Raw genomic sequence first — 25,386 nt, forward strand, 5'->3', positions numbered from 1 at the left:
CGATAGGAGATTGTAAAATGCGAAGTTTTAGCTATATTGGTCTCAAACATTATTTAGATAATTTAGGTGAATTTAGCGAGATCACCATTAGCGTTTTTGAAAATGCCAGTCGTTGTTACAAAGTTAAATTACATCAATTAAGCGACTTAGAAAAACTAACATCGCAAGCGATCTTCAACGTTGATTGTACGAAAATTAGATGAGCTGAAACACCTAGATGACGGAGTTTAACTGTCATTTAGGTGTTTTTATTTTTTCATTATAAAATATGGTATTAAAAAAAGTCCAATTCCGCATAAACGGAATTGGACTTTTTAAAAGGTTAGATAAGTTAAATTAGATTTCTTCTGGAACCAATTTAACGGGTTTAGTACCCATCCAGCCAACGATTTCTTTAACTGTGTTTTCGATTGCAGTTGTACCTGGTGCTAATAATTTACGAGGGTCAAAGCCTTTACCTTCTTGGTCTTTGCCAGCTTCGATATATTCACGAGTTGCTTTAGCAAAGGCTAATTGGCATTCAGTATTGATGTTCAATTTAGCAACACCCATTGAGATAGCTTTTTCAACTTGGTCTTGAGGAATGCCTGAGCCACCATGTAATACAAGTGGTTGTTCGATAGCGTCAGCTAATTCTTGCAAACGATCGAAATGCAAACCAGTCCAGTTAGCTGGGTATTGGCCATGGATATTACCAATGCCGGCTGCTAAGAAGTCGATGCCAGTTGCAGCTAATTGCTTAGCTTCTTCAACGTCAGCTAATTCGCCTTCACCAACGATACCGTCTTCTTCACCACCAATTGAGCCAACTTCAGCTTCAACGGAGATACCTTTGGCATGTGCCAAAGCAACGATTTCCTTAGTCTTTTCTAAGTTTTCAGCAAATGGTAGATCATGGCCATCAAACATAACGGAGTTGTAGCCAGCAGCAATTGCTTCTTTAGCAGCTTCGTAGTTACCATGGTCTAAATGCATTACAACAGGAACTGTAATGTCCATGCTCTTGATTGTTGCTTCAACAAGTTTTTGGCAAAGTTCATAACCACCCATGTACTTTGCAGCGCCCATTGAAGTTTGAATCAAAACAGGAACGTTCAATTCTTGAGCAGCACCTAAGATAGCGCGTGTCCATTCCAAGTTGTTCGTGTTGAATGCACCGATAGCATAATGACCCTTACGAGCAGCAGCAAACAGTTCAGTACCATGTACTAATGACATAAATATTAGTCCTCCTAAATTGTATTACAACGATTAGCGGATGATCTAAACGACAGTTAGCTTCTGAGTATCGCCTAATTTAATAAATCAGCTAGACAGGAGAAGTTGTCGGTTAAATCACGTTTAATAAGGTTGTACATTTACTGCTTTATTCTACCACATTTTTCAAAATAATGGGAATAATTTTTTCTGAAAAGTTAAGTGGTTTTTCAGAATTATTTTGATAACGCTTCATTGCAATAGAAGGGCGTCGCTAGCATCGCCGGCACTAAGCGATAGGCGCTAAAAATGTAAAATAGTGAGCGCTATATAGCAACCCGATATTATCAATAACCGCGCTGAAGTTCGACTTGATTTTGCACTAATTGACCAGTAGCAAGAAATTCCTGTAAATTAGCGACAAAAATTTGATTAGCGGCGCCCATATAACCGTCAAAAATTCCGGCAATGTGTGGCATCAGCAAAACATTTTCTTGGCGCCACAAAGGATGCTCAGCTGGTAGCGGTTCAGGTGCAACCACGTCTAATGCAGCAAAACCAAGTTGTTGCTGCTGCAACGCATTCAATAATGCATCGGTGTCAACTGAGAGGCCGCGGCCCACATTAACAAAAATGGGTTGCTGTTGCAATTGTTTAAAGAAGTCAGCAGCAAAGAAATTCTCAGTCGTTTTAGTCAGTGGCATCACGTTAACGATCACATCCGCTTGTACTAAAGCTGTCGTTGCGGTATCCATCGTATATGTTGCTGCAAAATGTGCTGCTGGGTGACCACTGCGATTAACGCCACTCGTTTTCATACCAATAGCTTCCGCCAATTCAGCGATTCGCTGACCAATATGCCCAGTCCCATAAACTAATAATTTTTTGCCCTTTAGCGTAGTTAATTGATGATGTTGTAATTTATGCCATTGCGCTTGTGCTTGTTGTGCTACGGATTGCTGTAACCCACGCACATGCATCAATAACATGCCGATAACTGATTCAGCAATCGACTCGGCGTGGATTCCACTGGTATTGGACAATAAAACGTGTTGCTGCTGTAACTGTGCTAACGGCAAGGCATCAACACCAGCCGAGATCGTTTGGATCCATTTCACTTGGTGCTGTGGTTGTGCTAATATTTTTTTACCAACTTCGCCCCAACCATAAATAATATCGACCTGTGCTAATTCAGATGCAGTGGCTTGATCAGCCATGATTAATTTCACGTCGGCTGGTAAATCAGCACGTAATTGCTCCAAGGCACTATTTTGCTTCACTATAGCTAAAATTGTCGTCATCATTGAACACCTCCACTTTAATAAGCTAAGTATACCGCGATTGAATACGATTTATCCGTTTAAAAGTTTCTTTACAGAGTCTTCAAATTTATATGTCGAAACCGTCATAATTTCTTCATACTTTCCCGGTATAGTTAACAACATAGACAAGCGAGCTGCTTTAGCCAATCAAATTTGATTCACTTTAGCGGTCGCGCCTGCCTATACCCAACAACCAGATAACCCTAATTTTTTCATTCTCCTCCAAAGTATGAAAAAAGAGTTTACGCCCTCCCAACGTAAACTCACCCCAACTCCTTTTTTTGCCACCGGTAACCCAGCCGGTGGCTTTTATTATTTCTTGATCAATGCGCCGATCACAATTGCACAAAACATTGCAGCGGCCGCCATATATAATACATAACGGCTCACTAGCGGTCCGCGCTGGCGATCATGGTGTACTAACAGATAGATCCGATAAATAATCAGCCCCACCACTAACACTAAAGCTAAGTAAAATAAAACAACGAATAACGTGGTCATCCTCAGTTCTCCTCTTCTATGTCGTTCAGCTAAATGCTATCTGCTTAAATACTAGTAACTTCATTTCGTCTATTATTACAGAAAAACAAAAAAAGACCAGCAGCAATCGCCACTGATCTAAAAAACTCCGGCTGTCGGACTCGAACCAACGACATTCTGATTAACAGTCAGACGCTCTACCAACTGAGCTAAGCCGGAATAACAAAAACTAGTATAGCTGGTAAAACTTAGAATTCACCTGCAATTAGATTATATTTACGTAAGAAAAATAGCAACTCAAGCTACAAAAGCGACCCTTTAAATGTGCATTGCACAACCGCTTCCTATGTGTTATAAGATATCACGATTAAGCTATTTTATGGTATAATTCGCGTAAGTTCTCATTTTCATGCTTTTTTTCTGAACACATTTTATTTTTCATAACTAAAACAAATATTACTTTGCTATATAGTAAAATCAGCTCTAATTTGGAGGATTAACTTATGGATGCAACTGATCGTAAATTACTTAATCTCTTACAAAATAATGCCCGAACTTCATTAAAGGATTTAGCAAAACAAGCTTTTATTTCGGCACCGACTGCCGCTACTCGCCTAAATCATTTAGAGCAGACTTTGCTCCATGGTTATCAAGCCCAAATTGATTATAAAGCGTTAGGGTATGTAATAAAAGCTTACGTTAGTTTAGACTTACAGCCGACTCAGAAAAAACAGTTTTATCGTTTCGTCGACAGCATCCCTAACGTTTTAGAATGTGACTGTATCACTGGCCAATATTCAATGATCATGCAAGTTATCTATCGCTCAACTGAAGAGTTAGATGATTTCATTAATCATCTACAAGAATTCGGTCGGACAACCACACAAATCGTTTTCTCCAATGTCGTTGCTACACGCGGGATGCAGCTTGAAGACGCGGAGAAATAGGCTATGAATGAATTATGGTCGACCGTCAAACAATTATCACAAAAAGAGCCAAAAACATTAGAACAACAGGCAATCAAGTTAAGCGAAGAAGTTGGTGAAGCTGCTGAAGCGCTTCTGTCAATGGAAGGTGTTTCCGGTGACGGTTACAAACATCTAACTCGAGATGCTGCTAAAGAGGAATACGTCGATGTCCTACTGGTTACCTTGGCGCTATTACAAAAGCTAGAAACAAGCGACGCCGAATTAACTTCGCTACTACAACAAAAATTAGCTAAATGGCAAGCTAAGCAAGATTAACAACGTTGTTGGTCGCGCTAATTTATGCTATGCTTTCCACTAATAAACGACCTTAATCGTGAAGTAGAGCCATGATTCAACTTGGCGTCCTTTGCCGTAGTTGAATGGCCATCGCCCGAAACATCAAAGTTTATTGACGTTCTTAGTCAATAAACAACCCTAATTGTGAAGTAGAGCCATGGTTCAACTTGGCGTCCTTCGCCGTAGTTGAATGGTCATCGCTCGAAACATCAAAGTTTATTGACGTTCTTGGTCAATATATAACCTTAATTGTGAAGTAGAAAGGACGAGTTACATGTCTGAAGTAATTAAAATTGCCTATCTTTATGAAGACTTAATGAATACTTATGGGGACAGCGGCGACGTCAAAATCCTTAGCTACCTATTAAAGCAGCAAGGCTATGAAACTCAGGTCGACGACGTTAGTCTTGATACGCCTGAATTTGATGCCCAGGATTATGATTTTCTCTTTTTTGGCGGCGGTCAAGATTTTGAACAAACAGTAGTCGCCAAGGATTTATTACGTCACGGGCAAACTATTGCCGACTATATTGAAGCTGGCAAACCGCTGTTAGCGATTTGTGGTGGTTATCAATTGCTCGGTGATTACTATAAAACCAGCGATGGAACAGTCATCAAAGGGTTAGGTATCCTACCACTGCATACCGTATTCAAAGCCGACGCGCGAATGATCGGCGATACAGAATTTGAAACTGAATGGGGCACCGTTAAAGCCTTTGAAAATCATAGCGGGCGCACTTATTTTGATGACGCCAGCAAATTAAAACCCCTTGGAAAAATAGTCACTGGCTATGGTAACAATCCAGAAGATGGCGTTGAAGGTATGCGCTACAAAGGTACAATTGGTAGCTATTCTCACGGCCCGCTATTAAAAAATGTTAACTTGGCCAAAGCGCTAGTCAAGCAAATATTAGCCAATCATCAGACACGTTTAGCAGCCGATCCAGCTTAATCCGTCTTTAGACCGAGTACTTTTCACTACGATTTTGACATAATGATCTCACTATCACTCTTGAAAGGTTGTGACCACCTATGTTTTTTTGGGACCCTACCTATATCCTAGTTATCATCGGCTTATTGATTTCGATGGCCGCTTCAACATACGTTAATCGAACATTCCGGCGCTATGATACCGTCCGCAGTCGCAGTAGTATTACGGGCACTGACGCTGCTCGCTATATTCTGCAGCAATCTGGGATCACCGATGTTGCTGTACAAGAAATTGCTGGCGATCTCACCGATAATTATAATGGTCAAATGAAGATCCTTAGTCTATCGGCTTCAACGGCACAATCAACTTCGGTGGCTGCAATTGGCGTAGCTGCCCACGAATGTGGTCACGCAGTCCAAGACCAGCGTAACTATTTACCGATGCGCTTACGCACAGCCATTGTACCTGTGGCTAACATTGGTTCCACCCTGTCATTTCCGTTGATTTTGATCGGTGTTCTCTTTGGGATGAATCAGACTTTGATCAACATTGGTATTGCTGCTTTTTCATTAGCTTTGTTGTTCCAAGTGGTGACCTTACCAGTTGAATTCAACGCTTCACGCCGAGCAATTAAAATCTTAGCGTCTGGCGGGCTACTGGCAGACGATGAGGTGCCCATGGTACGCCGAGTACTAGGTGCAGCCGCCCTAACTTATGTAGCGGCAGCCTTGGCCACTTTCCTACAGCTATTACGTTTAATTATTTTATTCGGTAACAACAATCGCGATTGAGCACACAGTAACTGAGCACCCTGCCAAAATTGGTTAGGGTGCTTTTTTTATGCTAGATTTGGATTAGTGTGCAAGTTCGTCAACTTTATATCACTGTTCGTAAGTGATTTTAACAATTAATAATTCTAAACAAAAATTATTTTTCGTGCGCTTATCAGCAAAGATTAATCCAACCGCCAAAAACGCCTTCGGTCAAAAACAGATAATAATTTTGACCTAATTAGACTGACCAACAACTAATTAAGGGGTTTATTCGCTTTTATGTCATAAAAATATTATTAATTTTATTTAGTTTTGACTGGAATTATTCCGATAAAGTGTTATTATTTTATATATAGTTTACAAATATTTTAGAATATTATTAAAATACACTTGACGATAGTAAAAATTACTTAATCAGTTTAAGTGATTATATATATAGATTGGTTACCCGTTGATCTGATTATTTTTTGGAGGAAATGATTATTATGGATTTTGAACAAATGATGTTAAATGACCGTACTTACCAGTATTTCCGCATTTATAGCACCTTGATTTCAATGCCTGCCGGCGTTTATTCGATCAATGATATTGCCCAACGCGTTGAGCTACCTTATCCTAAGGCTTATAAATTAACACAGGGGTTAGTTGATGAATTAGCCTTGATCGATCCTAAAGCAGCCGCATTGATCGCTGACAATGGTAGTTTAGATACTGCACAATTGACCGTTGATCTGAATACACTTCGCTACCACCTCATCTCCAACCAACTTCCTTATCAAGCTATTTATTATTTGGTAACTGAGGATGAACCTTCGATCGATGATTTTTGCAAGCGTTATGAAACCAGTCGGGCTACGGTTTTCCGTAAAATCAAGCCTTTAAACGATCAGTTGCATAATTTCGGCTTACATTTTACATTTAGTCGGATGAACATTGTTGGCGATGAACGGAAAACGATCCTATTCTTATTCTGTATTTTCCGTTTAGCAACTGAAGGTGTTATCTGGCCTTTTGCTGAACATTTACAAGACTTGGCGCTTAAGGTCCGTGACCAGTTTATGACGCGTTTACAAGTCCCTAGTGAATTCGAAAATTCAGATGTTTTCCCACTGATCCTTGCGTTAACAAGTTTACGGATGCATCAGGGCAATTATGTGGAAGACGATCCTTGTTACGATATTTTGTTAGATGATAATGATAATTATGACGCGCGCCTACTCGATACTGAAGTGATCTCTGATCGGCATTATCCTGAACTGACTTCTGATCGCAAACAAGCAATTCTTCATTTTGGTTATCAATTACTTAATATTTTACCGATTTTCCGTAAAGAAGATGCTTATTTACAGACGACTTTAGATTACTTCTATAGCCGGAACAATATCGTTCAACAATTTGCCACTGAGTTCTTGGATTATATGCAAGAAAATAGTTTCAAAATGTCCAAGCGTTTAGTACTAGATAAAATTCTGTTAGGTAATGTCATTAATGTCGGTTTGACTAGTTATTTATTTGATGGTGTTGTCCCAACCTTATCTATTATTGCAAATTCCGAACGTAATATTTTAACTGGCGGTTATGATTACGCAGATCTTTACCACGAAATTGGTGATTATATCGATCATTTACCAGAAAAATACGCCGATTTCCGTGGTGATCGTGAGCAAACGACTCAGGCTTTATATCACTTACTCTTGCCCATTTATTCTGAATATAAACAGGAATATCACATCCGTGTTGGTTTGATGATCCCTGGCGATAGCATGGTTTATCGTCGCTATCTTGACCTTTATAGCGGCTTTAAATACATTGATATTGAGCCTTATGATGCTACCGATTTTGCTGACTACGATCTAATTTTCACTTCATCAATTTCTTTCTACCTTGATGCCAGCAACAGCACCGATGATCGCGTATTCTATTTCCACCAAGGCTCAGCCGAATCAGAGATTTCACCATTATTGCGCGCTCGTGAATTCTATCTGAAGAAATACCCAACCTTACCAAATATTAGCGCAATTTATTAATAAATCGTGCAACGTAAAGCTAAGGACACAAAAAGCATTTGGAGTGAAAATTACAAATGCTTTTTTGCGTTCTATTAGGGTAGATCATTACCTGCTGCCAGATAAACATCATACCATTCTTGATGGGTCAACTGAATATCGGCACCAGCGGCCATTTGGGCAATTCGTTCTTGATTCATGCTACCGATAATAACTTGCATTTTAGCGGGATGACGCAAAATCCATGCAACCGCAATACCATTTTTAGTGGCTTGATATTTATCAGCTAATTTTTGTAATTCAGCGTTCAATTCAGCAAACTTCGGATTATCGATGAAGACACCTTCAAAGAAACCATATTGGAAAGGACTCCAAGCTTGGATCGTCATATCGTGCAAGCGCGAGTATTCGAGAATGCCGCCATCATGATCAACGCTGCGCTGATCTGACATGTTGACGTGTAATCCAGCATCGACTGGGCCGGTATGCATGATGCCAAATTGCAACTGATTAACGATCAATTTTTGCTGAACACTGTGTTGGAGTAATTCGACCTGACTAGGGTTCATATTACTGACCCCAAATTGGCGTACCTTCCCAGCATTTTGTAGCTCATTAAATACTCCAGCTACTTCCTCTGGTTCAAACAAGGTATCGGGACGATGTAACAATAACGAATCAACATAGTCAACGCCTAATCGTTGTAAGCTACCATCAACGGCTTCAATCAAATGTTGTTTGGAGAAATCATACGCGTGGTCACGGATCCCAACTTTAGTTTGGATCAGAATATCTTCACGCTTAATGTTAGATTGACTTAACGCACGACCAAAACGAGCTTCGCACTCACCTTTGCCGTACATATCCGCATTGTCAAAGAAATTAATTCCGTTATCAACGGCTGTTTCTAAAACTTTCTGGGCTGCCCCATCATCGGCTAAACCATTGATCCGCATGATACCAAGTGCGACTGCAGACGCGTTCAACCCGCTGTGACCAAGATCAACAAATTTCATTTCGTAACCTCCATCTATTTAATAACTTAATTCTAGCATTCCACCTGTATTAACGCACTAAAAGTCGTTGCTGATCAGAAAAAAATTAGCATTTAAATACCACTTTTGCACAAAAATTTGTATAATATATTAAATCTCAAAATAAAGTGGTGAGTATTGTGTCTAATCTATTAACAAACCCGCAGCAGATAGCCTTATTACAGCAAAGTCAATTAGGTGTTGAAGTTGAAGAACACCGTATCACCCAAGCTGGTCGTCTTAGCCGCGCCGCGCATCCGGCCAATTTAGGTAGTCGTAGTTTTCATCCTTATTTTCAATCTGATTTTGCTGAAACACAGGCTGAATTAGTGACTGACCCGCATAGTTCCATCACTGCTTTAAGTAATCAATTAGAAACGCTACAAATAATTTTTACGCAATCGTTGCAACCAGGTGAACTGATCTGGCCATTATCATTGCCGCCAACAGTTAATAAAGCCGATCTCGATTTTATTGCAACACATTTCGAGCGACCGGCAAAACAAAAATACCGCGACTATTTACTTCAAAAATACGGCATTCAGCATGAAATCACTACCGGCGCACACGTCAGCTTTAGCCTGCCACAAGAATTACTTGCCAATAAAAATATTGTACAGCGCAATGAACTTTATTTCCATATTGTTCAGAATTTTATACTTTCACGCTGGCTGTTGACCTACTTATTCGGCGCAACGCCGCAAGCAACCCCAAATTACTTCACTGCGTTACCAGCCGTCTTACAGCAGCCGGTGCGTAGTATTCGTAATAGCCTGTATGGCTTCACCAATACGGCTTCTGAGCGGATACCCTATACTTCTCTAGCCGCTCATTTAAACGCTATTAACACCGCCATTAACGCCGGCGATTTTTACTCTACTCATGAATTCTACGGGCCAGTTCGCCTAAAAAATCAGGCGCAACTTAGCGACTATCTGGATAAAGGAATCGATTATCTGGAATTTCGTATTTTCGATCTCGACCCCTTTAGCTGCAATGGCATCAGCCAAACAACCCTGCGTTTCTTCAAAGTCTTTTTAAGCTATCTCGCGGTAAAACCACTACCAACAGATTTAGCGGCTGCATTAACCGCTGCACAACTAAAAAATCAACAAGTGGCTTGCGAAGTGCCGCAGAACAGTTCCGCTTTTACAGCTGAGATGCAATTATGGCTGCAACAATTACAAAAATTCAGTAAAAGCTGGCCAGCTGACTATCAAAAAGCGGTCGCCACCATTGCCAATCGCGCTACACACCCTGAGCTGACCCCTAGTGCACAGATCATCCAGGCGACAACTCACCGCTCACTGATTGACTTTGCACGCAAACAAGCCCGCGCTTATCAACGCCAACGTTGGCAATATCCATTGCCAGAGGCTGTTGGATTAACGATCGAACAGCGCGAACTATTGATTGCTGCTTACCGCCGCGGATTACGCGTCAAACACGATAAGAATACTATTCTCTTATGCGACAACCAACAGACAGAAGTTCTGCAAGCACTGAAATTAACTGGCTTATCAGCTGACGCCAAGTTAGCCCAGTTGTTCCCTAATTCAACGCAAAAGAGTTCATAAGCGGAACCAAACAAATAGCGGCATACAATCCAATGATGATTTGGATTGTATGCCGCTATTTAAAATTCATAATTACTTCATCAACTTGCTACCATATAAATAAAACTAGTTTGCATTATTATCGGCAGTTTTTTGCTCATTATCACCAAAATCGATCACTTGTAAATTTTTGGTGCTGGTGGTCAGATGGGCACCAGTATAGCTATAAGTCTGGACTCGCGTTTGCAAGCCTGATGTTGCTACATAACTCGTGGTATAAGTTACGTTAAAATTAACCGTCGTCTGATCATCATCGGTCAATACCTGATCAACTTGTACTTTGAAATCAGTTTGCTCAATATTGCTACCAGTAGCGCGAGCTTGGGTGATAAAAGTTGCTAGTTTCTTGTAAGCAGCAGCATCAGTCCCATTTTTGAAAAAGGCAGCTAATGCAGCAGTATCATTATTGTTAGTCGCATTAGTAGCACTACCAGCAGATTGATACAGTCGACTCAACAAATCCTGCGCTTGCGCTTTAGTCGGTACTGCGGTGAAATCAGCCTCAATATTTTGTTTCGCGTCTTTGGTTAACGTCACTGCCTTAGTTTTAACGGTTTTACCAGCAATTTTAGTCTCTAAATGTAACTTTGAATTAGCTTCCCAATTTAAAGCTGGCAGCGTTAACTGGCCATTTTGCAACGTGCCCTTGTTTTGATTATTGACGTATACCGTTGCATTAGCTACATTACTGTGTACCGCCGGCGTCACGGGCTTTAACGTCAAATCGATCGTTTGTGCGTCGGCTGCTAGAAAAGTTGGATGTACCGTTCGTGATAATGTTTTATCATCAGTTTGGGCTTCAACTTTCAAAGTATAAGTTCCGGGAATAAACGGCCCAATTTTTTGAGTCGATGCTGGGGTTTTGGCGGTCACATTTTGCCCATCCAGATAAATTGATGGCTCCGGCAGATCAGTTGTGATCGTTCGATAAGTCGGCGTGATCGTCAATTGATAGGCCGTAAAAATAAAGTGATGCCCATCTTTAATAAAACCCAGCGTGCCATCTTTAGTCGAATTTGACTTAGCTAGCTGAGTCTTACTAGTCTTCAAATATTGCGGATTAGCTTTAGTAAAGCGCACAAAAGGACGGCTATTCCCCGGTGTCAAACGAAGATCATTATTGCTGCTGACCATCACTTGGCTAACTTGGCTAGGATTATTCGTTGCCAAGACAGCGAAAGCCCGATTTAATTGTGCGTCACGACTGAAATACTGGCTACCGAATAAAAAAGCGCCCAGTAAAATAACCACGACAATTAGCGCGATGATCCACCATTTACGTTTACTTTTATGCACACGTACCTTTTCTTCAGGCGCAACCTTTTTACTTGCTGACTTAGTCGTTGTTTCAGGTGCTGCCTCAGACTCAGCTTCTGCAGTATCAGCTTGTAACTTCATTGAAGCCGCTGCTCGCTCTTCCGGTGTGATCGTCCGCGGTGCTGTATATGTCGCATTATCAGCTGTTGATTCAGTTGTTTGCTCATGCCGTGCCATTCGCGTGGCTGGTTTAGCTGTATCATCAGCTGCTGCATCTGATTTAATTTGTAAGTCAGATGGCAAGAGATGCTCCCGTGGCTGTGTGCTATCGGTAGCCGCCCGTACCTGATCAACAATATCACTGATATCTTTAGTCTTATCGGCGATGTGTGCTTCACGCCGACTTGATAATGAAGCACTAGACTGCGGTTGTGCACTATCTGGCTGGCTTAAATTTTCAGGGTCTAACTGTTGGGTCGCGGCCCTTAATTTAGCCATGATCTCTTCTGGATTTTCATCGGCTTGGATCGATGATAAAATAGCTGCCGCTGAAGCCGCACTTTCTATTACCCGCTCATCAACTTCAGGTAGCGCGCTATCTGGCGCGCTCGCTGCTGAAACAACCGCTGATTCAGCAACTGATTCGCTGGTTACTGCGCTGCTAGCCACTGTGGCCGCTGCTGAAGCGGCAGACACTTTAGTCGTCGCTGATGCCGAAGAAGTTGCTGGCTGTGGTCGGCCTTCACGATAAGCAATCAGATCATAGCCACAATTGGCACATTTCTTATCACTAGTCATGATCGGTGCGCCACAATTAGGACAGAAAAACTCTCCGGCACCTAGATCTCCAAGATCCGTCGCAAAAAGATGGGTATGCATTTTTAATTGTGACAATCGATTCATGGACGGAAGGCCCCTTTTCATTTCATAATATTCAGTCTTTAATTAGCTACTATAAGAATAGCATTAATTCCACCGTGCTTCAATTTCACTTTGGTAACAAATTAAGCGCGCTTAACTATTCTTCCGCAGGTGCATCTGCTGCAGCTTGTAATTCGGTTAATTTCTCTGTGATCGCCGCATTAATTTTATCACTAATCAGTTGTGGTGACTGTAAAAATTCAACCACGCTGCTCATTTGATCGATGCGCATCCCTGAGGCATTTAAGTTTTCTGCCGTTGTGATCAAATATAGGTTTAGTGGGCGCTGTTCTTCAGCGTTGGTTAATAGCGCAATTTTATTGACTAGCTCGTATGGTAAATTAATGATACCTGCTTGGAGTTCAATTGTTGCCGGAACCTCAAATGGTAAGTCGATTTTGATTTGACCAATTTTTTGTGCAGCTAATTGCGTTTGTAACTGGCTATAAGCTGTTGTTAGTTTTTTTAGATCCGTTTTTTTAATATCGGTGGCTGTTAATTTAATGTCAGTCGTCGTATATTCTTCCGCGCGGATCGCCGCGATAAATTCTTGGCTTTGCATTTCCATTTGGTAAAACCTCCGCTTCAATATAACGATAGCTGTCGTCGTTATTTACCCGTCTAGTATAACCTACGATGCGACTTCCTACCAGAAAAAAAGTATGCCGTTAGCAAACGGCATACTTTCGTTCGTGATGAAAATCGATAATCAGCACCACAAATAATTAAAAAGCTGTTTCAATTGGCGTGGTGCCGCTGACTAGTTCATAAATTTGTCCGTGCGTTTGCGGCTTGCTTAAAACGGTAACGATCGTAGCGGCAACGTCTGCGCGTGGGATTTGTTTGTTACTAGCCGTTGCTGGCTGTAAGGTGATTTGACCAGTGCCACCAGCGTTAGTTAAAGCGCCTGGCCGCAAAATTGTGTAGTTTAATTGCGTACGATGCTGTAACCACTCATCAGCGTAATATTTAGCCACATAGTAAGGCTCGATCCCAGTCTGTGCCCACTTATCCCGCTGATCCGCATAAAGCGCGCTGACGATCACATAGCGCTTGACGCCAGCTTGTTCTGCAGCGATCATTGTTTTGACGGCACCATCTAAATCAATTTTTAACGTACCTGCACCACCATTAGCGCCACCGGAACCAGCTGTGAATACCACATTGTCGACATCCTTAAAGGCTGTAGCCAATTCCTGTGGCGAACTAGTTAAATCAAATTGTCGTGGTTGCCCACCTAGCGCGCTTAAAGTTGCCGCTTGCTGTTGATCACGAATACCGGCCAATACTGGTTCACCCGTAGCCGCCAACTGTTCAGTTAATAATTGACCAATTTGACCGTGCGCACCTACAATAAATGTTGTCATGAAATTTACCTCCATTTTAATATTAGTTACCAGCAATAATTGCTTCAACTACAGCATTTATGCTATGGTTTACCTTGAAACTAAGTTTAACGCAATATGACTAACAGCACCTAATCTTTTGACTGGAAACTATCAGCAAATCAGCTCATGATCCAATGAGCCAACGCCGATCTAAAACATAAAGCTTTACTACATAAAATTAATCTGATCATTGAGGGAGTATACATTACGATGGACAAAATCAACTATTTTAAACAAGTCATTGAGCCAACTTTGTTACAAGTCGCCACGACCACGGCTAGTAATAGTTCTTTTGAGCAAGAATGGTTGCTAAAACGCCTAAACACTACGCCAGAATGGCAGCAAGTACTCAATAATTTACCATTATTATCACTTCACACTTTAGCCGATATTGGTAAAAATCAGCCGGTCAACGGTACCGAACTAACCGCCCACTTACAAGTTTCTAAAGGCGCAATTTCCAAGACAGTGAATAAGTTGATCAAATTTTCGTTGATCGATAAATTCAAACGTACCGACAACCGCAAAGAAGTTTATTATTCATTAACCGAAAAAGGACAACAATTAAATTATGCGCATCAGCAATTACATCAACAATTGGATCAACAGATGCAACAATTATTAGCTGGCTATCAGCCTGATCAATTAGAATTGGTTGCCCAATTTGTACAGCAGATTCAAGATCTACACAATGCACCGATTATCAGCGAGTAAGTAACTGCTGATCACAAACGCAGTCGTTGATATAGTTTACGCGCTTGTTGTGACAGCGAGACGCCAGTTTTACGATTGCTTAGTAAGATCACACCGGAATAACCATCTCGACTCATTGCCAAGCCAGCTTCGTAACTACTTTCCACGCCATGACTAACAACAAAGTCACGATAATTATAGAGTCCCCCACGGTAACTACCGTCAGTGGCGTTAAACAATGTTGCTACACTGGCCGGTTTCAGCAATTTATTTTGTTGAATCGCCTGTTCTAAACGAAAAAGATCAGTGACCGTGCTGTACATATTGCCTGTACCTAATTTACGATTCAAAGCGATTTTTGACTCATGGTCATGTACAAGATACGGCAAAAATGAATTAACTGCTTTGTAGGCAACGGTGGTCGTTGCTTCTTGTTGATAATCGGCTAGCATAAAACCCGTATGTTGTAATTTCAACGGTCGGATAATGCGTTGCTTAACCAAGGTTTGGTATGACTGCTGGGTGACTCGTTCGATAATTCCGGTCAACAATGTATAATTCACTGGCTCATAATTATGCTGGCCGATTGCTTTAACCTTTACATGCTGTGCGGCAAATTTGATCAATTGCGAATCGGATAACATAGTCTGGGCGTCAGTCATGCTATACAAACCTGAATTCATATCCAACATTTGCCGTAATGTGATTTGCTTACTGTGAGCAATTTGTGGATAGTAACGACTGAGAGGTGCATTTAATTGTACTTTACCGGCTTGCACTAACTGCATGAACAGTACAGCAGTCAATACTTTTTGCGTCGAAGCGAGTTGATAATCAGAAGCCGTTGTGTTGGGTTGTAATTTCATAAAATTAGCGTAACCATAGCTATGCTGTAAGATAGTCCGACCATCACGAATGATTAAAACACTACCAGTGAAATGCTGTTTTTTTAATTGTTGGTTAACCTGCTGAATCTCAGTTGATCGACCAGCTGCTTGCACCGGAATTGAGCTACCCACCAGCACCAAAATCAGGCTGATCAGAATCATTGATCGTCGTTTCATGCACATCACCACTTCCACTACTTCACAAAATAAAAAGATTCGTACCAATAAAGTTACGAACCCGCTTATTCGGAGTTTAAATATTATTTATGACTCATCCTTGACCTGTTGATTGACCTGAGCAGCAGCAACTAGTTCAGCGCTCTCCAACCGACTGGCAACACCCCAACGGTAAAAAATATACGCCACAATACTGATCAAAACAAAATCCCATGGATAATGTAACCAGCCGGTGCCACCAAATGGCCGACTACCTAAGTAAGAAACTAGTGATAGAAAGACTAAATACACGATCAGCCATAAGCTCCCCTTTAACTGCTGCCGTAACTCAGGAAAGCCCTGCCGCCATTCATAATAAATATAAAACGGTACGCCTAGTAAAATAACCAAGATCACTTGGATCGTTGTCGGCCACATCGCCCAGTAAGTCGCCAAGCTAGCTAGAATAAATGCCAGCGGCGCCACAACACGCAGCCATTTAGAGGCTACTGGCCGTTTAAAGTTAGGCCGTAGCTTTCGTAGCGAGATCACGGTCACCGGCCCAGTTAGATAAGCGATCAGCGTTGAGGTCGAAATTACACTAGCAAGCACGCTCCAATTGCGGAAAACGCTGACCATCAGCGCGCTGATCACTAGATTAGCAGCCATCGCTAAACGCGGTATCCCATAATGCCGATTCAAGCGTCCTAACCACTGAGGCATATGTTTATTTTTTGCCATCGCCCACAGCGTCCGACTAGTCACCGCAACAAAGGTCACACCCGTTCCAAATGGCGAGACGAATGCGTCCAAGTACAACAAAATCGACCACCATTGTAGCCCCAATAAAATAGCAAGATCAGCGAATGGTGAAGCAAAATTCAGTCCATGCCAACCGCCTTGCGCTAACAAATGCGGTGGCACGCTGCCAATGAAAGTAACTTGCAATAATGTATAAATAACGGTACTGATCAGCAGTGAAATTGCGATCCCCCGGGCAACATTATGCCGTGAGTCCCGAATTTCACTGCCCATATTGATCACCGTCTGAAAAGCGTTATATGAAAAAATAATTCCTGAAGCAGTTGTTGCTTTAAAAATAGCTGCACTACCACTAGGCGCAAAAGTTTGCCAGCTATGACCAAAATTAGCACGATGAAACCCAGACGCCAATAACAAAACAATCGTCAGCGCCGGTATCACCATTTTAAAAATGGCGATCAGACTGGTGAAACGAGTCAATAATTTAACTGACCAGAAATTAAGCAGGGTAAAAGCGAGCATAAATAAAAAAACGATCAATAAACCAGATGTCGTTACATCACCTTTAGCCACAAATGGGCGCGTCCAATTCGCCCATGCCCATGGCCACGAACTCATATATTGCACAGCTGCCACTGCTTCGATCGGGATGATCGTCACCAGTGAGACCCAGTTGGCCCACGCAGCAATAAAACCGAGTAACGGGCCATGGCTATACTGGGCGTACCGACTCATGCCGCCACTTTCTGGAAACATCGCCCCTAATTCAACATAATTAAAGGCGATCGCCATGATCACAGCTGCACCGATCACCCAAGAAATAATCGCTGCTGGTCCAGCCACGGCGGCAGCTTCACCAGAACCAAAAAGCCAGCCAGAACCAATGATCGAGCTTAGCGCCAGCATTACCAATGAAAACAAACCAATTTTATGATGCTCTTCCATAAATAAATCCCCTTTACTTCACGAAAAATGATTGTTCAACTCAGGCAAAACCAGCGGGCTCAAACGGGGTGCATGTAAATAACTTAAGAGTTAAATTGTCTCATTGATTTTTAATTTAGGCAAATTATTTTTCTGGTCAACTTAACTTAAACTACGATAAAAGTAAAATAGTCCTTTCCAAGGTTTGACTGTAAGCAGAGTCAGTTAGCTTCCATTCCGGCGCTGGCGTATGGAACGCGTGGCGCGTTGGACTTGCCGTACTTCGGCAATAGTCCAATCGACAACGGAAAGCAAGCTCTGTTTAGCAAATAAGTACTAATTGCGATACTTGTAAATAGTGTTATTAAGAACGAGCGACAGTGATACGCCATCGCCTCCATTTCACCTTGGCAATTTTAGAACACTATTCATGAATTGGGTTAAACATTTAGTTAGCTCACTTAGGATTAACCGACAGTTGTTAGTGACTCGTAGTTTTCAAGTAGATTATGTGCGCATAAAATATCGGCAAAACAGTCACTAAACTGTTTTGCCGATATTTTACGTTCTAACTGCCACTAAACTTTGCGGCTTAAACAATCAATAATCGAACATTCAATTATTGCCTGCTGGAATGAAGCTGCCAGTGAACCATTATCACTCGTTCTTAATAACTGAATTAGCAAGCATCAATACTAGCGCTTAATTCCTGAACAGAATCTGCTTCCCGTTGTCAATTGAACTAAGGCGGAAACCGCCAAGTTCAAGTCGCAGATGCATCGTCAGTTCTTGATAACGATTTGTGCTATTTAGAATTATGCGTGGCTGGCGAAATCTTTTTTCGTCCACCTTTGCTTTTATTTAAGAAAAATTAACTCCAATCTCCAGAAAGAGCCAGTAAAATTATGTCGCAGTCTCATTTTTATTGTCGAACATTATAGTTTAACCGTGTGCCATAAGACAGCTTGCTCAGGAGCTAAATACCTTACACCACACCCTCACGTGGTAAATCATCTAATTGCTACTAGATTTATTGAACTGCACTAACGACCGTTTGACTAGGGATATTTACCCGTGGTAATTCACGGTATTGATCGAATAGTTTGTGCTGTAACACAGCCCGTGTTGGATGTGGGTCTATTTGAAAGCCTTGGTAAACTGGCGAAGTATTTAATTGTGCGCGTAGTTGGAAATTGCGCGCCTGTTGCAGGCCGTAATCGATCAAGGATCCTTGATTGATCCGCGGCAATAATTGACCAGCTAAAGTCAGGTGTGGTCGGGCCATTTTTTCAGCTGCTTGTGTGACCACCGCTGCATAGATCGGTGGTAGATCAGCAGCCACCGTTAATCCTTGTAATTTAGTTAATAATTCCAGGCCTGCTTGTTGCTGACTACTTATTTGATGCGGCATTTCTAAGGCAACGCGATCGTTCGTTGCTGCAGCTTGCTGCATGGTGGTTGCATCTAGCTTCGGCGTTAGCATAAAATACAAGGCCAGCAGTTGTACCAACAATAACGTGTCACTGTGGATACCAGTTATGGCCGTAGGGTCAAGATCTAGCATGCGCAATTCGATATGACTCACACCTGCATTTACTAGCGCATCTAGCCCGGCTGGGTTGCGCAACCGAACAGCTTCGTGAAAAGCCGATTCTGACAATAGATCATCAGTAGCAATTGCCGCTTGCATTTTTTCAACGTAAGCTGACACCGATGTATAATCACCTTTAAAATGGCTGGAAAAACCGTAGCCATATTGCTGTGAATTACGCAGCGAACGAACTGGGTGCATTGGCAATTCTGCTAGATAGTTTGCTTCCGCAATTGGGCTAGCACCGTTCAAATACGTAAATAACCAGCGATAGTGCATGAAACCCAACGCTTGTTTAAGCAATAATTCATCGCGTACTTGTCGGTGATCTTGCCGTAATTTCTGAGCGATTGCTTGCGTCCAATTAGTCGTTGGCGCTAAATTAACGTGAATTCCAGAAGGCAAGCCTTCAGTCATTCCGTAGCGACGGCCTAGTTCATGATAATAAGCCAATTTTTCCGGGCCAACGTCAGCGTAGGCTAACTCGCGGTGATCAGCAGTTAACCGCGGCGGAACTGAAAACGGCCACAAATACTCTTGCGGTGCCAATGCTGCGCGTAATGTGTGGTCCAGTGCTGCTAAATAATGGGTGGCTGAACCGATCGAATCCGCTACTGGCGTGATCAATTCACTTTGTGTATTAAAAAAATCATTTTTAATGTAGGGATTAGCGCTTTGTTGCCCTAAAAGTGGTGGATACGGTGCCGCGCTCAAATAACCTTCCACACCAATACGATGCCGCTCTACCTCCAATCCCCAAGTAAAGCCTTGAGTAAAGTCGCTAATACCTATATTTAGCATACATTTGCCTAAATCATCCATCGGCTCAGCCTCCATTTCAGTATAATTTATTGCTTATCTATCTTATAATCGTATACCGAAAGCTAGGTTGAATTCTAGAAATATGCTAGCAAAAATAAAAAAATCGCCTCCTAAGAGTCGATTTTTTGAGTTGAATCTATTTCAATGGTTGCCAGGTCCAGTCAAGTACTTCTTGAATATCTTCGCCATTTTCACGAATATAATCATGATGATACTGTAGTTTATCGTCCATTTGTTGGACAAAAGCAGCACCTTTGTCAGCGTAAGCCGGTAAATGCATGATAATATCTTTAGCTAAATGGAAACGATCAAGCTCGTTGACCACGCGCATATCGAATGAAGTCGTGATGTCGCCTTCTTCACGATAACCATGGAACATAATGTTGCGGTTATGGCGGTCGAAGAAAATATCGCGCGGTAAGTCTTCAAAGCCATGATAAGCGAACAAGACTGGTGTGTCTTTAGTAAAGTAATAATCAAATTCAGCATCGGACAAGCCGCGTGGATCACGTTCAGGACTGCGTAATTTCAACAGATCGATCACGTTAATGAACCGAATCTTTAATTCTGGGAAGTTGTCATGCAAAATATTAATTGCGGCTAAACTCTCCATGTTAGGTTCCGTTCCGGCTGCAGTAATAACGATATCTGGCTTACTGCCTTGGTCAGTTGATGCCCAATCAATGATACCTAAACCATTATTAGCTAATTTAGTTGCTTCTTCAATGTTATAGAACTGTGGCCGTGGTTGTTTTGATGTGATCAAAATATTGACCGTTTGCTTGCTCTTAAATAATAACGGACTAACTGCCAGCAAGGAGTTCGCATCAGCAGGTAAATACTCACGGATATATTCCGGCTTCTTTTCTGCCATATGAGTTAAAATACCAGGATCTTGATGCGTGTAGCCATTATGATCTTGTTGGAAACTAGTCGATGTTGAAACCACATTCAATGACGGGTACTTGTTACGCCAACCTAGTTCGTCAGCTTTACGAATCCACTTAAAGTGCTGCGTCAGCATCGAATCAACAACGCGCAAGAAGGCTTCATAACTAGTAAACAAGCCATGGCGACCAGTTAAAGTATAAGCTTCGTTGAAACCTTCAGCTTGATGTTCAGATAATTGGGAATCAATGATCCGACCAGATGGTGCCAAAAATTCATCTTGTGGTTCCTTGATTGGTTCCAGCCATTGCCGACTAGTCGTTTCAAACAAACCATATAACCGATTAGACATGGTTTCATCAGGGCCAAAGATCCGGAAATTATCAGGATTTAATTTGATCAAATCACGTAAATAATCTGACCAAACCAGCATATCCTGCTTAACTTGCTGACCATGTTTAGTATTATCCAAAGCATATTTACGGTAATCCGGTAAATTCAAGTCTTTCGGGTCAATGCCACCATTTGTAATTGGGTTAGTTGACATTCGTTGTTCGCCCTTAGGTGCCAAAGCGCGCAATTCAGGAATCAGCGTCCCATTTTCATCAAATAGTTCTTCTGGCTTGTACGATTCTAACCATTCAACTAAAGCGTCGACGTGAGTCATATCTTTTTGGTTAACTGGAATTGGAATCTGATGTGCGCGGAAGGAGCCTTCAATCGGTTCGCCAGCCCAAGTTTTAGGACCTGTCCAGCCTTTAGGTGCGCGGAAAATAATCACTGGCCAAGTTGGTTGAGTTGAGTCATTATTTTCACGTGCATTTTTTTGAATTGCTTTGATCGATTCAATTGCTTCATCCATTGCTTTAGCTAAAGCCGGATGCATCACTTTAGGATCGTCACCTTCAACAAAAATTGGCGCCCAGCCCATACCCTCAAAATACTTACGCAAATCAGCATCCGACTTCCGCGCTAAAATTGTCGGGTTAGAGATCTTGAATCCATTCATGTTGACTATCGGTAAAATCGCGCCATCATGAATTGGGTTAATAAACGTGTTAGAGAACCACGAAGCTGCTAAAGGTCCCGTTTCGGTTTCACCGTCACCAGTTACAGCGGCAGCAATAACGTCAGGATTATCTAAAATTGCACCAGTCGCATGCGATAAGGTATAACCCAACTCGCCACCTTCATGAATTGAGCCTGGAGTTTCTGCAGCCGCATGGGAAGCCACACCGCCAGGAAATGAGAATTGCTTGAATAATTTCTGCATCCCTTGCTCATCCTGCGTGATTGCTGGATAAATGTCACTGTAGGAACCATCTAAATAAGAGTTAGAGACCATAACTTGACCACCATGGCCTGGACCTTCAACGTAGAACATGTTCAAATTATATTTGTTGATCACCCGATTTAAATGCGCATATAAGAAGTTCTGACCGGCAATAGTCCCCCAGTGACCAATCGGATAAACTTTAAGATCACTAGCTTTTAGTGGCCGCCGCAATAATGGATTGTCCTTCAAATAAAGCTGGCCTACGGAAAGGTAATTGGCCGCACGCCAATAAGCATCTACTTTTTCAAGGTATTCTGGTGATGAATAATCTACGGTTTGTGTTTCCGTCATGATTGATTCTCCTTTTCATATTTAATGTTTGTTTTCAACTACGGATGTCCTTCCTCACTACGTTACAAAAAGCGTAACTAGTCGGACAGATGTTTAATGTCTAGGATAACCTGTTTGATAACGAATCAATTAACAAAAAATCAACCAGTAGCAAGTACCGCTACTTCACTTATAAAGATAACCAATCATAAAACTAAAGTCAACCTTTTTGATAATTGGGTCGTACCAATGATAAAAAAACGTTAAATAAAAAGGCCATTATTCCGTTGCCTAAGGCTTATCAATGGCCACAAATGAATTAAATTTTAAATATTGATAGTGCATTCGCATAAGTGAATATTCAATTGGCGTACCATCATCCAAAAAGAAGATACCCGCCATTGTTCCAACTGGCTCGTTGGCTTTTAGCTTCAATAGTGCCTGGTCTTCTGCGGTCGCTGGCGCCGCACCAATCGTTAAAAACGACTTCGTGACTGCTTGTTTTTTGGTCGTTTGTAAATAATTAAAAATAGATTGCTCCGCGATCTGACGATTTAATTCTGGCACTACTTTGATTGGAATAAAACTTTCCTCGATCATAAATGGCCGATCATCTAGCAACCGCAGCCGCTTGATCTGATAAACGAACTCACCACTTTGTAAAAATAAATCACGTTGCAAAGTAGCGCTGGCTGGAATCACCGCAAACTCCAGCAATTGGATCCCTGGCTTTTTTCCAGCCATTTGCAAATTATCAGTAATTCCTAAATTACTGCCTTCATAGTTAAATAATGATTGATTTTCTAAATACAATGGGTTAATAAAAGTACCTGAACCTCGTTTTTTAAATACGACGCCATCATTTGCCAACAATGCCAAAGCACGCTTGATTGAGCTACGACTCACCCCGTACTCAGTACTCAAATGCCGCTCGTCCGGCAGTTTCATTTCCGCAGCAAACTCGCCGGCAAAAATTCGCCGGGTTAGATCCTTGATTACGCGTTGATAAACTAAATCTGTCATCCGTTTTTCTCCTAATATTTCAGTGAATAGGTCTTAATCATATCACATTACCACTGATAAACTGCATTACCCATTTAATTTATATACCTCTAAATAAAGCGAATAAAAAAACTAGCCACCACTAAGCAACTCAATAAAGTCACTCAACGATAACTAGCCGTTCATCTGCAAAAGACTATGCACCGACCGCTTTCAAACGAATTGCTTTAGCAACCTGTCGTTTAGGAAACAGAACTAACTTGCCTTCTAAAACACTTAAAGTTACTGCACTACCGACAACTAAAAAAATCAAGAAAATATAGCCATGAACAGAATAATTTGTAATTCCTGAATATAACGCGCCAATGTTACAACCTTTAGCCAAACGAGCACCGACACCCATAAATAAGCCGCCTAAGGCATATGTGGCGCTATCTTTAAAATGAAAATTAAATTTGAACTTGAAACGACCTGCTAATAAGAAGGCGACCAGCGAACCTAGAACAATGCCTAAGTTGCGGATAGAAGAACCGTCAGCAAGAAAACCACCTTGACTGATCTGTAAGTTAACTTTAGCAAAAACAGGATCCGTTAACGGGACACCAAGCAAATGTAACAATTGCGAACCTTGCAAGCTAAATGCCGAAGTAACACCCCATGAATTACCAGTTGTGATAATGATAAAAGCGGCAATAATTGCCGTCAGCAACGCCGTCGTCGTAAATGACCAGCGTTGGATAAACAAACGATGATATAACGCTACTGGTGCCGTCGCATCGCTTAATGGTTTTTCAAAAGACGTATAATCATTCTGCTCAGTGTTACTTAATCCGACGTTTTGCCGATGATTTTGATAAGCACGAATGACTAGGTACAAGACGATTAAGAAAACCAGTAAGAAAACGAACGATCCAAGATAGCCAAAGTATTGTGGCAAATAGAAACTTCCGCCAACTTGGCCAATTGCGGAATTATCTAGTTTACCACTTAACCATAAGCCAAGTGGTGAGCCAAGAATAAAGAATGGCAAGGCGATAATTGCGTGACCTTCACCTTCGCCAAAATCAGTTAGGGTCCCCGAAGCACAGCCCCCAGCTAGTAGCATGCCACTGCCAAACAGCGCACCACCGAGTACCGTACCAATATTAGTTAGCTCAACCGATGCTGATCCAGGAATAATAGTTTGTTTGGCAGTTGCTAAGTAAGCTGGGACAGCACCCTGGCTAGCGGCTTGCCACTGAATTCCTGTGGTCAAAAATGCCGTAGCTCCTAATAAGATAAGTAAGGCAATCGCTAATTGGCTATTGCCAGCATAGAAAAGTTGTTTCAATCCACCAGCAAAGCCAAAACGCGCTCGTGTAAAAACATAGCCAATGGCCAAGCCTGCAATCAAGAAAACAGGTAAATTAACTGCCTCATTTAGCGTAAAAATACCAATTCCGATAATAAGAATCAATACAATGACGGCATACAATGGTTGTCGCCGATCCAATTGATTATCAACAAAGTAATCTTTTAACATATAAAAGCCCCCTATAATTTGTTTTAAGCCAATAAAAAAAGTACCTCCACCGCAACCCATAACTGGGTCTAAGGACGAAGGTACTCACTCCGTGTTACCACCTTAATTCAAATAACTCTCACAAGTCATTCCTTTTCGGGTACATCAATACCCTAGTTCTGTAACGGGAACGCCCGTTATTGTTTCGCCTTAGCTTAACAATAATCACCATCCAAGACCATCTTCAGCCGATCCATAATATCGTCTTTCACCACCAACGACTCTCTTTAATTACGAAATCGAATTACTCATCTTTTCATCTTTATTTAATAATATGTTAATCAAATTATTAATCAAAACCAAC

General features: G+C 41.6%; 21 protein-coding genes, 1 tRNA gene and 1 other annotated feature. Of the genes, 8 read left to right on the forward strand and 14 right to left on the reverse strand.

Annotated features, from left to right (window positions below; translation table 11 throughout):
* Nucleotides 1-17 precede the first annotated feature (17 nt).
* Entirely contained in the window at nucleotides 18-203 is a 186-nt protein-coding gene (locus tag EKM76_RS04935) for a hypothetical protein (protein WP_125549592.1), read from the forward strand.
* 133 nt (nucleotides 204-336) lie between these two features.
* Here EKM76_RS04935 and fba read toward each other — a convergent pair whose 3' ends face one another.
* From fba to EKM76_RS04955, 4 genes are all read right to left on the reverse strand, one after another.
* Nucleotides 337-1,218, reverse strand: a complete 882-nt coding sequence (gene fba / locus EKM76_RS04940) for a class II fructose-1,6-bisphosphate aldolase (protein WP_125549593.1) — start codon at nucleotides 1,216-1,218, stop codon at nucleotides 337-339.
* 326 nt (nucleotides 1,219-1,544) lie between these two features.
* On the reverse strand, nucleotides 1,545-2,501 hold the full coding sequence (locus tag EKM76_RS04945) for an NAD(P)-dependent oxidoreductase (protein WP_225417877.1): 957 nt from the start codon (nucleotides 2,499-2,501) through the stop codon (nucleotides 1,545-1,547).
* A gap of 330 nt (nucleotides 2,502-2,831) precedes the next feature.
* On the reverse strand, nucleotides 2,832-3,020 hold the full coding sequence (locus tag EKM76_RS04950; RefSeq protein WP_125549594.1) for a hypothetical protein: 189 nt from the start codon (nucleotides 3,018-3,020) through the stop codon (nucleotides 2,832-2,834).
* Nucleotides 3,021-3,145: 125 nt separating this feature from the next.
* Nucleotides 3,146-3,218 (reverse strand) — tRNA-Asn (locus tag EKM76_RS04955).
* 284 nt (nucleotides 3,219-3,502) lie between these two features.
* Between EKM76_RS04955 and EKM76_RS04960 the strand changes: the two genes are divergently transcribed.
* The 5 genes from EKM76_RS04960 (at nucleotide 3,503) to EKM76_RS04980 (ending at nucleotide 7,995) form a co-directional block, all read left to right on the forward strand.
* Nucleotides 3,503-3,946 carry an Lrp/AsnC family transcriptional regulator gene (locus EKM76_RS04960; RefSeq protein ID WP_125549595.1) on the forward strand — a complete coding sequence of 148 codons (444 nt, stop codon included), beginning with the start codon at nucleotides 3,503-3,505 and terminating at the stop codon, nucleotides 3,944-3,946.
* Nucleotides 3,947-3,949: 3 nt separating this feature from the next.
* Nucleotides 3,950-4,243: a MazG-like family protein gene (locus EKM76_RS04965; protein WP_125549596.1), complete on the forward strand. Its 294-nt coding sequence runs from the start codon at nucleotides 3,950-3,952 to the stop codon at nucleotides 4,241-4,243.
* Nucleotides 4,244-4,538: 295 nt separating this feature from the next.
* Nucleotides 4,539-5,216: a type 1 glutamine amidotransferase gene (locus EKM76_RS04970; protein WP_125549597.1), complete on the forward strand. Its 678-nt coding sequence runs from the start codon at nucleotides 4,539-4,541 to the stop codon at nucleotides 5,214-5,216.
* An 80-nt stretch (nucleotides 5,217-5,296) separates the two neighbouring features.
* Nucleotides 5,297-5,986 (forward strand): zinc metallopeptidase, encoded by a 690-nt coding sequence (locus tag EKM76_RS04975; protein ID WP_125549598.1) that lies wholly within the window; start codon nucleotides 5,297-5,299, stop codon nucleotides 5,984-5,986.
* 467 nt (nucleotides 5,987-6,453) lie between these two features.
* Nucleotides 6,454-7,995 (forward strand): helix-turn-helix domain-containing protein, encoded by a 1,542-nt coding sequence (locus tag EKM76_RS04980; protein ID WP_125549599.1) that lies wholly within the window; start codon nucleotides 6,454-6,456, stop codon nucleotides 7,993-7,995.
* 74 nt (nucleotides 7,996-8,069) lie between these two features.
* On the opposite strand, the gene EKM76_RS04985 is transcribed toward EKM76_RS04980, so the two are convergent.
* A complete protein-coding gene (locus tag EKM76_RS04985) occupies nucleotides 8,070-8,990 on the reverse strand; it encodes an aldo/keto reductase (RefSeq protein ID WP_125549600.1) in 921 nt (306 codons plus the stop codon).
* Nucleotides 8,991-9,148: 158 nt separating this feature from the next.
* Between EKM76_RS04985 and EKM76_RS04990 the strand changes: the two genes are divergently transcribed.
* Entirely contained in the window at nucleotides 9,149-10,585 is a 1,437-nt protein-coding gene (locus EKM76_RS04990) for a gamma-glutamylcysteine synthetase (protein ID WP_125549601.1), read from the forward strand.
* Nucleotides 10,586-10,690: 105 nt separating this feature from the next.
* On the opposite strand, the gene EKM76_RS04995 is transcribed toward EKM76_RS04990, so the two are convergent.
* The 3 genes from EKM76_RS04995 to EKM76_RS05005 all read right to left on the reverse strand — a co-directional run bounded on the left by EKM76_RS04995 (nucleotide 10,691) and on the right by EKM76_RS05005 (nucleotide 14,169).
* Nucleotides 10,691-12,784: a TcaA 3rd/4th domain-containing protein gene (locus tag EKM76_RS04995; RefSeq protein ID WP_125549602.1), complete on the reverse strand. Its 2,094-nt coding sequence runs from the start codon at nucleotides 12,782-12,784 to the stop codon at nucleotides 10,691-10,693.
* Between the two features lie 115 nt (nucleotides 12,785-12,899).
* Nucleotides 12,900-13,370: a hypothetical protein gene (locus tag EKM76_RS05000; protein WP_125549603.1), complete on the reverse strand. Its 471-nt coding sequence runs from the start codon at nucleotides 13,368-13,370 to the stop codon at nucleotides 12,900-12,902.
* 157 nt (nucleotides 13,371-13,527) lie between these two features.
* Nucleotides 13,528-14,169: an SDR family oxidoreductase gene (locus EKM76_RS05005; protein ID WP_125549604.1), complete on the reverse strand. Its 642-nt coding sequence runs from the start codon at nucleotides 14,167-14,169 to the stop codon at nucleotides 13,528-13,530.
* Between the two features lie 231 nt (nucleotides 14,170-14,400).
* Between EKM76_RS05005 and EKM76_RS05010 the strand changes: the two genes are divergently transcribed.
* Nucleotides 14,401-14,904, forward strand: a complete 504-nt coding sequence (locus EKM76_RS05010; RefSeq protein ID WP_125549605.1) for a MarR family transcriptional regulator — start codon at nucleotides 14,401-14,403, stop codon at nucleotides 14,902-14,904.
* 11 nt (nucleotides 14,905-14,915) lie between these two features.
* Here EKM76_RS05010 and EKM76_RS05015 read toward each other — a convergent pair whose 3' ends face one another.
* The 6 genes from EKM76_RS05015 to EKM76_RS05040 form a co-directional block, all read right to left on the reverse strand.
* A complete protein-coding gene (locus EKM76_RS05015; RefSeq protein WP_125549606.1) occupies nucleotides 14,916-15,947 on the reverse strand; it encodes a serine hydrolase domain-containing protein in 1,032 nt (343 codons plus the stop codon).
* Between the two features lie 87 nt (nucleotides 15,948-16,034).
* Nucleotides 16,035-17,633, reverse strand: a complete 1,599-nt coding sequence (locus EKM76_RS05020; protein ID WP_125549607.1) for an APC family permease — start codon at nucleotides 17,631-17,633, stop codon at nucleotides 16,035-16,037.
* Between the two features lie 1,009 nt (nucleotides 17,634-18,642).
* The gene (locus EKM76_RS05025; protein ID WP_125549608.1) at nucleotides 18,643-20,025 is read right to left on the reverse strand and encodes a glutathione synthase; all 1,383 of its coding nucleotides are present in this window, start codon (nucleotides 20,023-20,025) and stop codon (nucleotides 18,643-18,645) included.
* Nucleotides 20,026-20,161: 136 nt separating this feature from the next.
* On the reverse strand, nucleotides 20,162-22,540 hold the full coding sequence (locus EKM76_RS05030) for a phosphoketolase family protein (RefSeq protein ID WP_164507597.1): 2,379 nt from the start codon (nucleotides 22,538-22,540) through the stop codon (nucleotides 20,162-20,164).
* Nucleotides 22,541-22,810: 270 nt separating this feature from the next.
* Entirely contained in the window at nucleotides 22,811-23,542 is a 732-nt protein-coding gene (locus tag EKM76_RS05035; protein WP_125549610.1) for a GntR family transcriptional regulator, read from the reverse strand.
* 175 nt (nucleotides 23,543-23,717) lie between these two features.
* Nucleotides 23,718-25,043, reverse strand: a complete 1,326-nt coding sequence (locus EKM76_RS05040) for a YeeE/YedE family protein (RefSeq protein ID WP_164507598.1) — start codon at nucleotides 25,041-25,043, stop codon at nucleotides 23,718-23,720.
* 67 nt (nucleotides 25,044-25,110) lie between these two features.
* Nucleotides 25,111-25,351: a binding site (T-box leader), on the reverse strand.
* Nucleotides 25,352-25,386 lie beyond the last annotated feature (35 nt).

It is taken from the genome of Loigolactobacillus zhaoyuanensis (assembly GCF_003946385.1).
Classification (GTDB): Bacteria; Bacillota; Bacilli; order Lactobacillales; family Lactobacillaceae; genus Loigolactobacillus; species Loigolactobacillus zhaoyuanensis.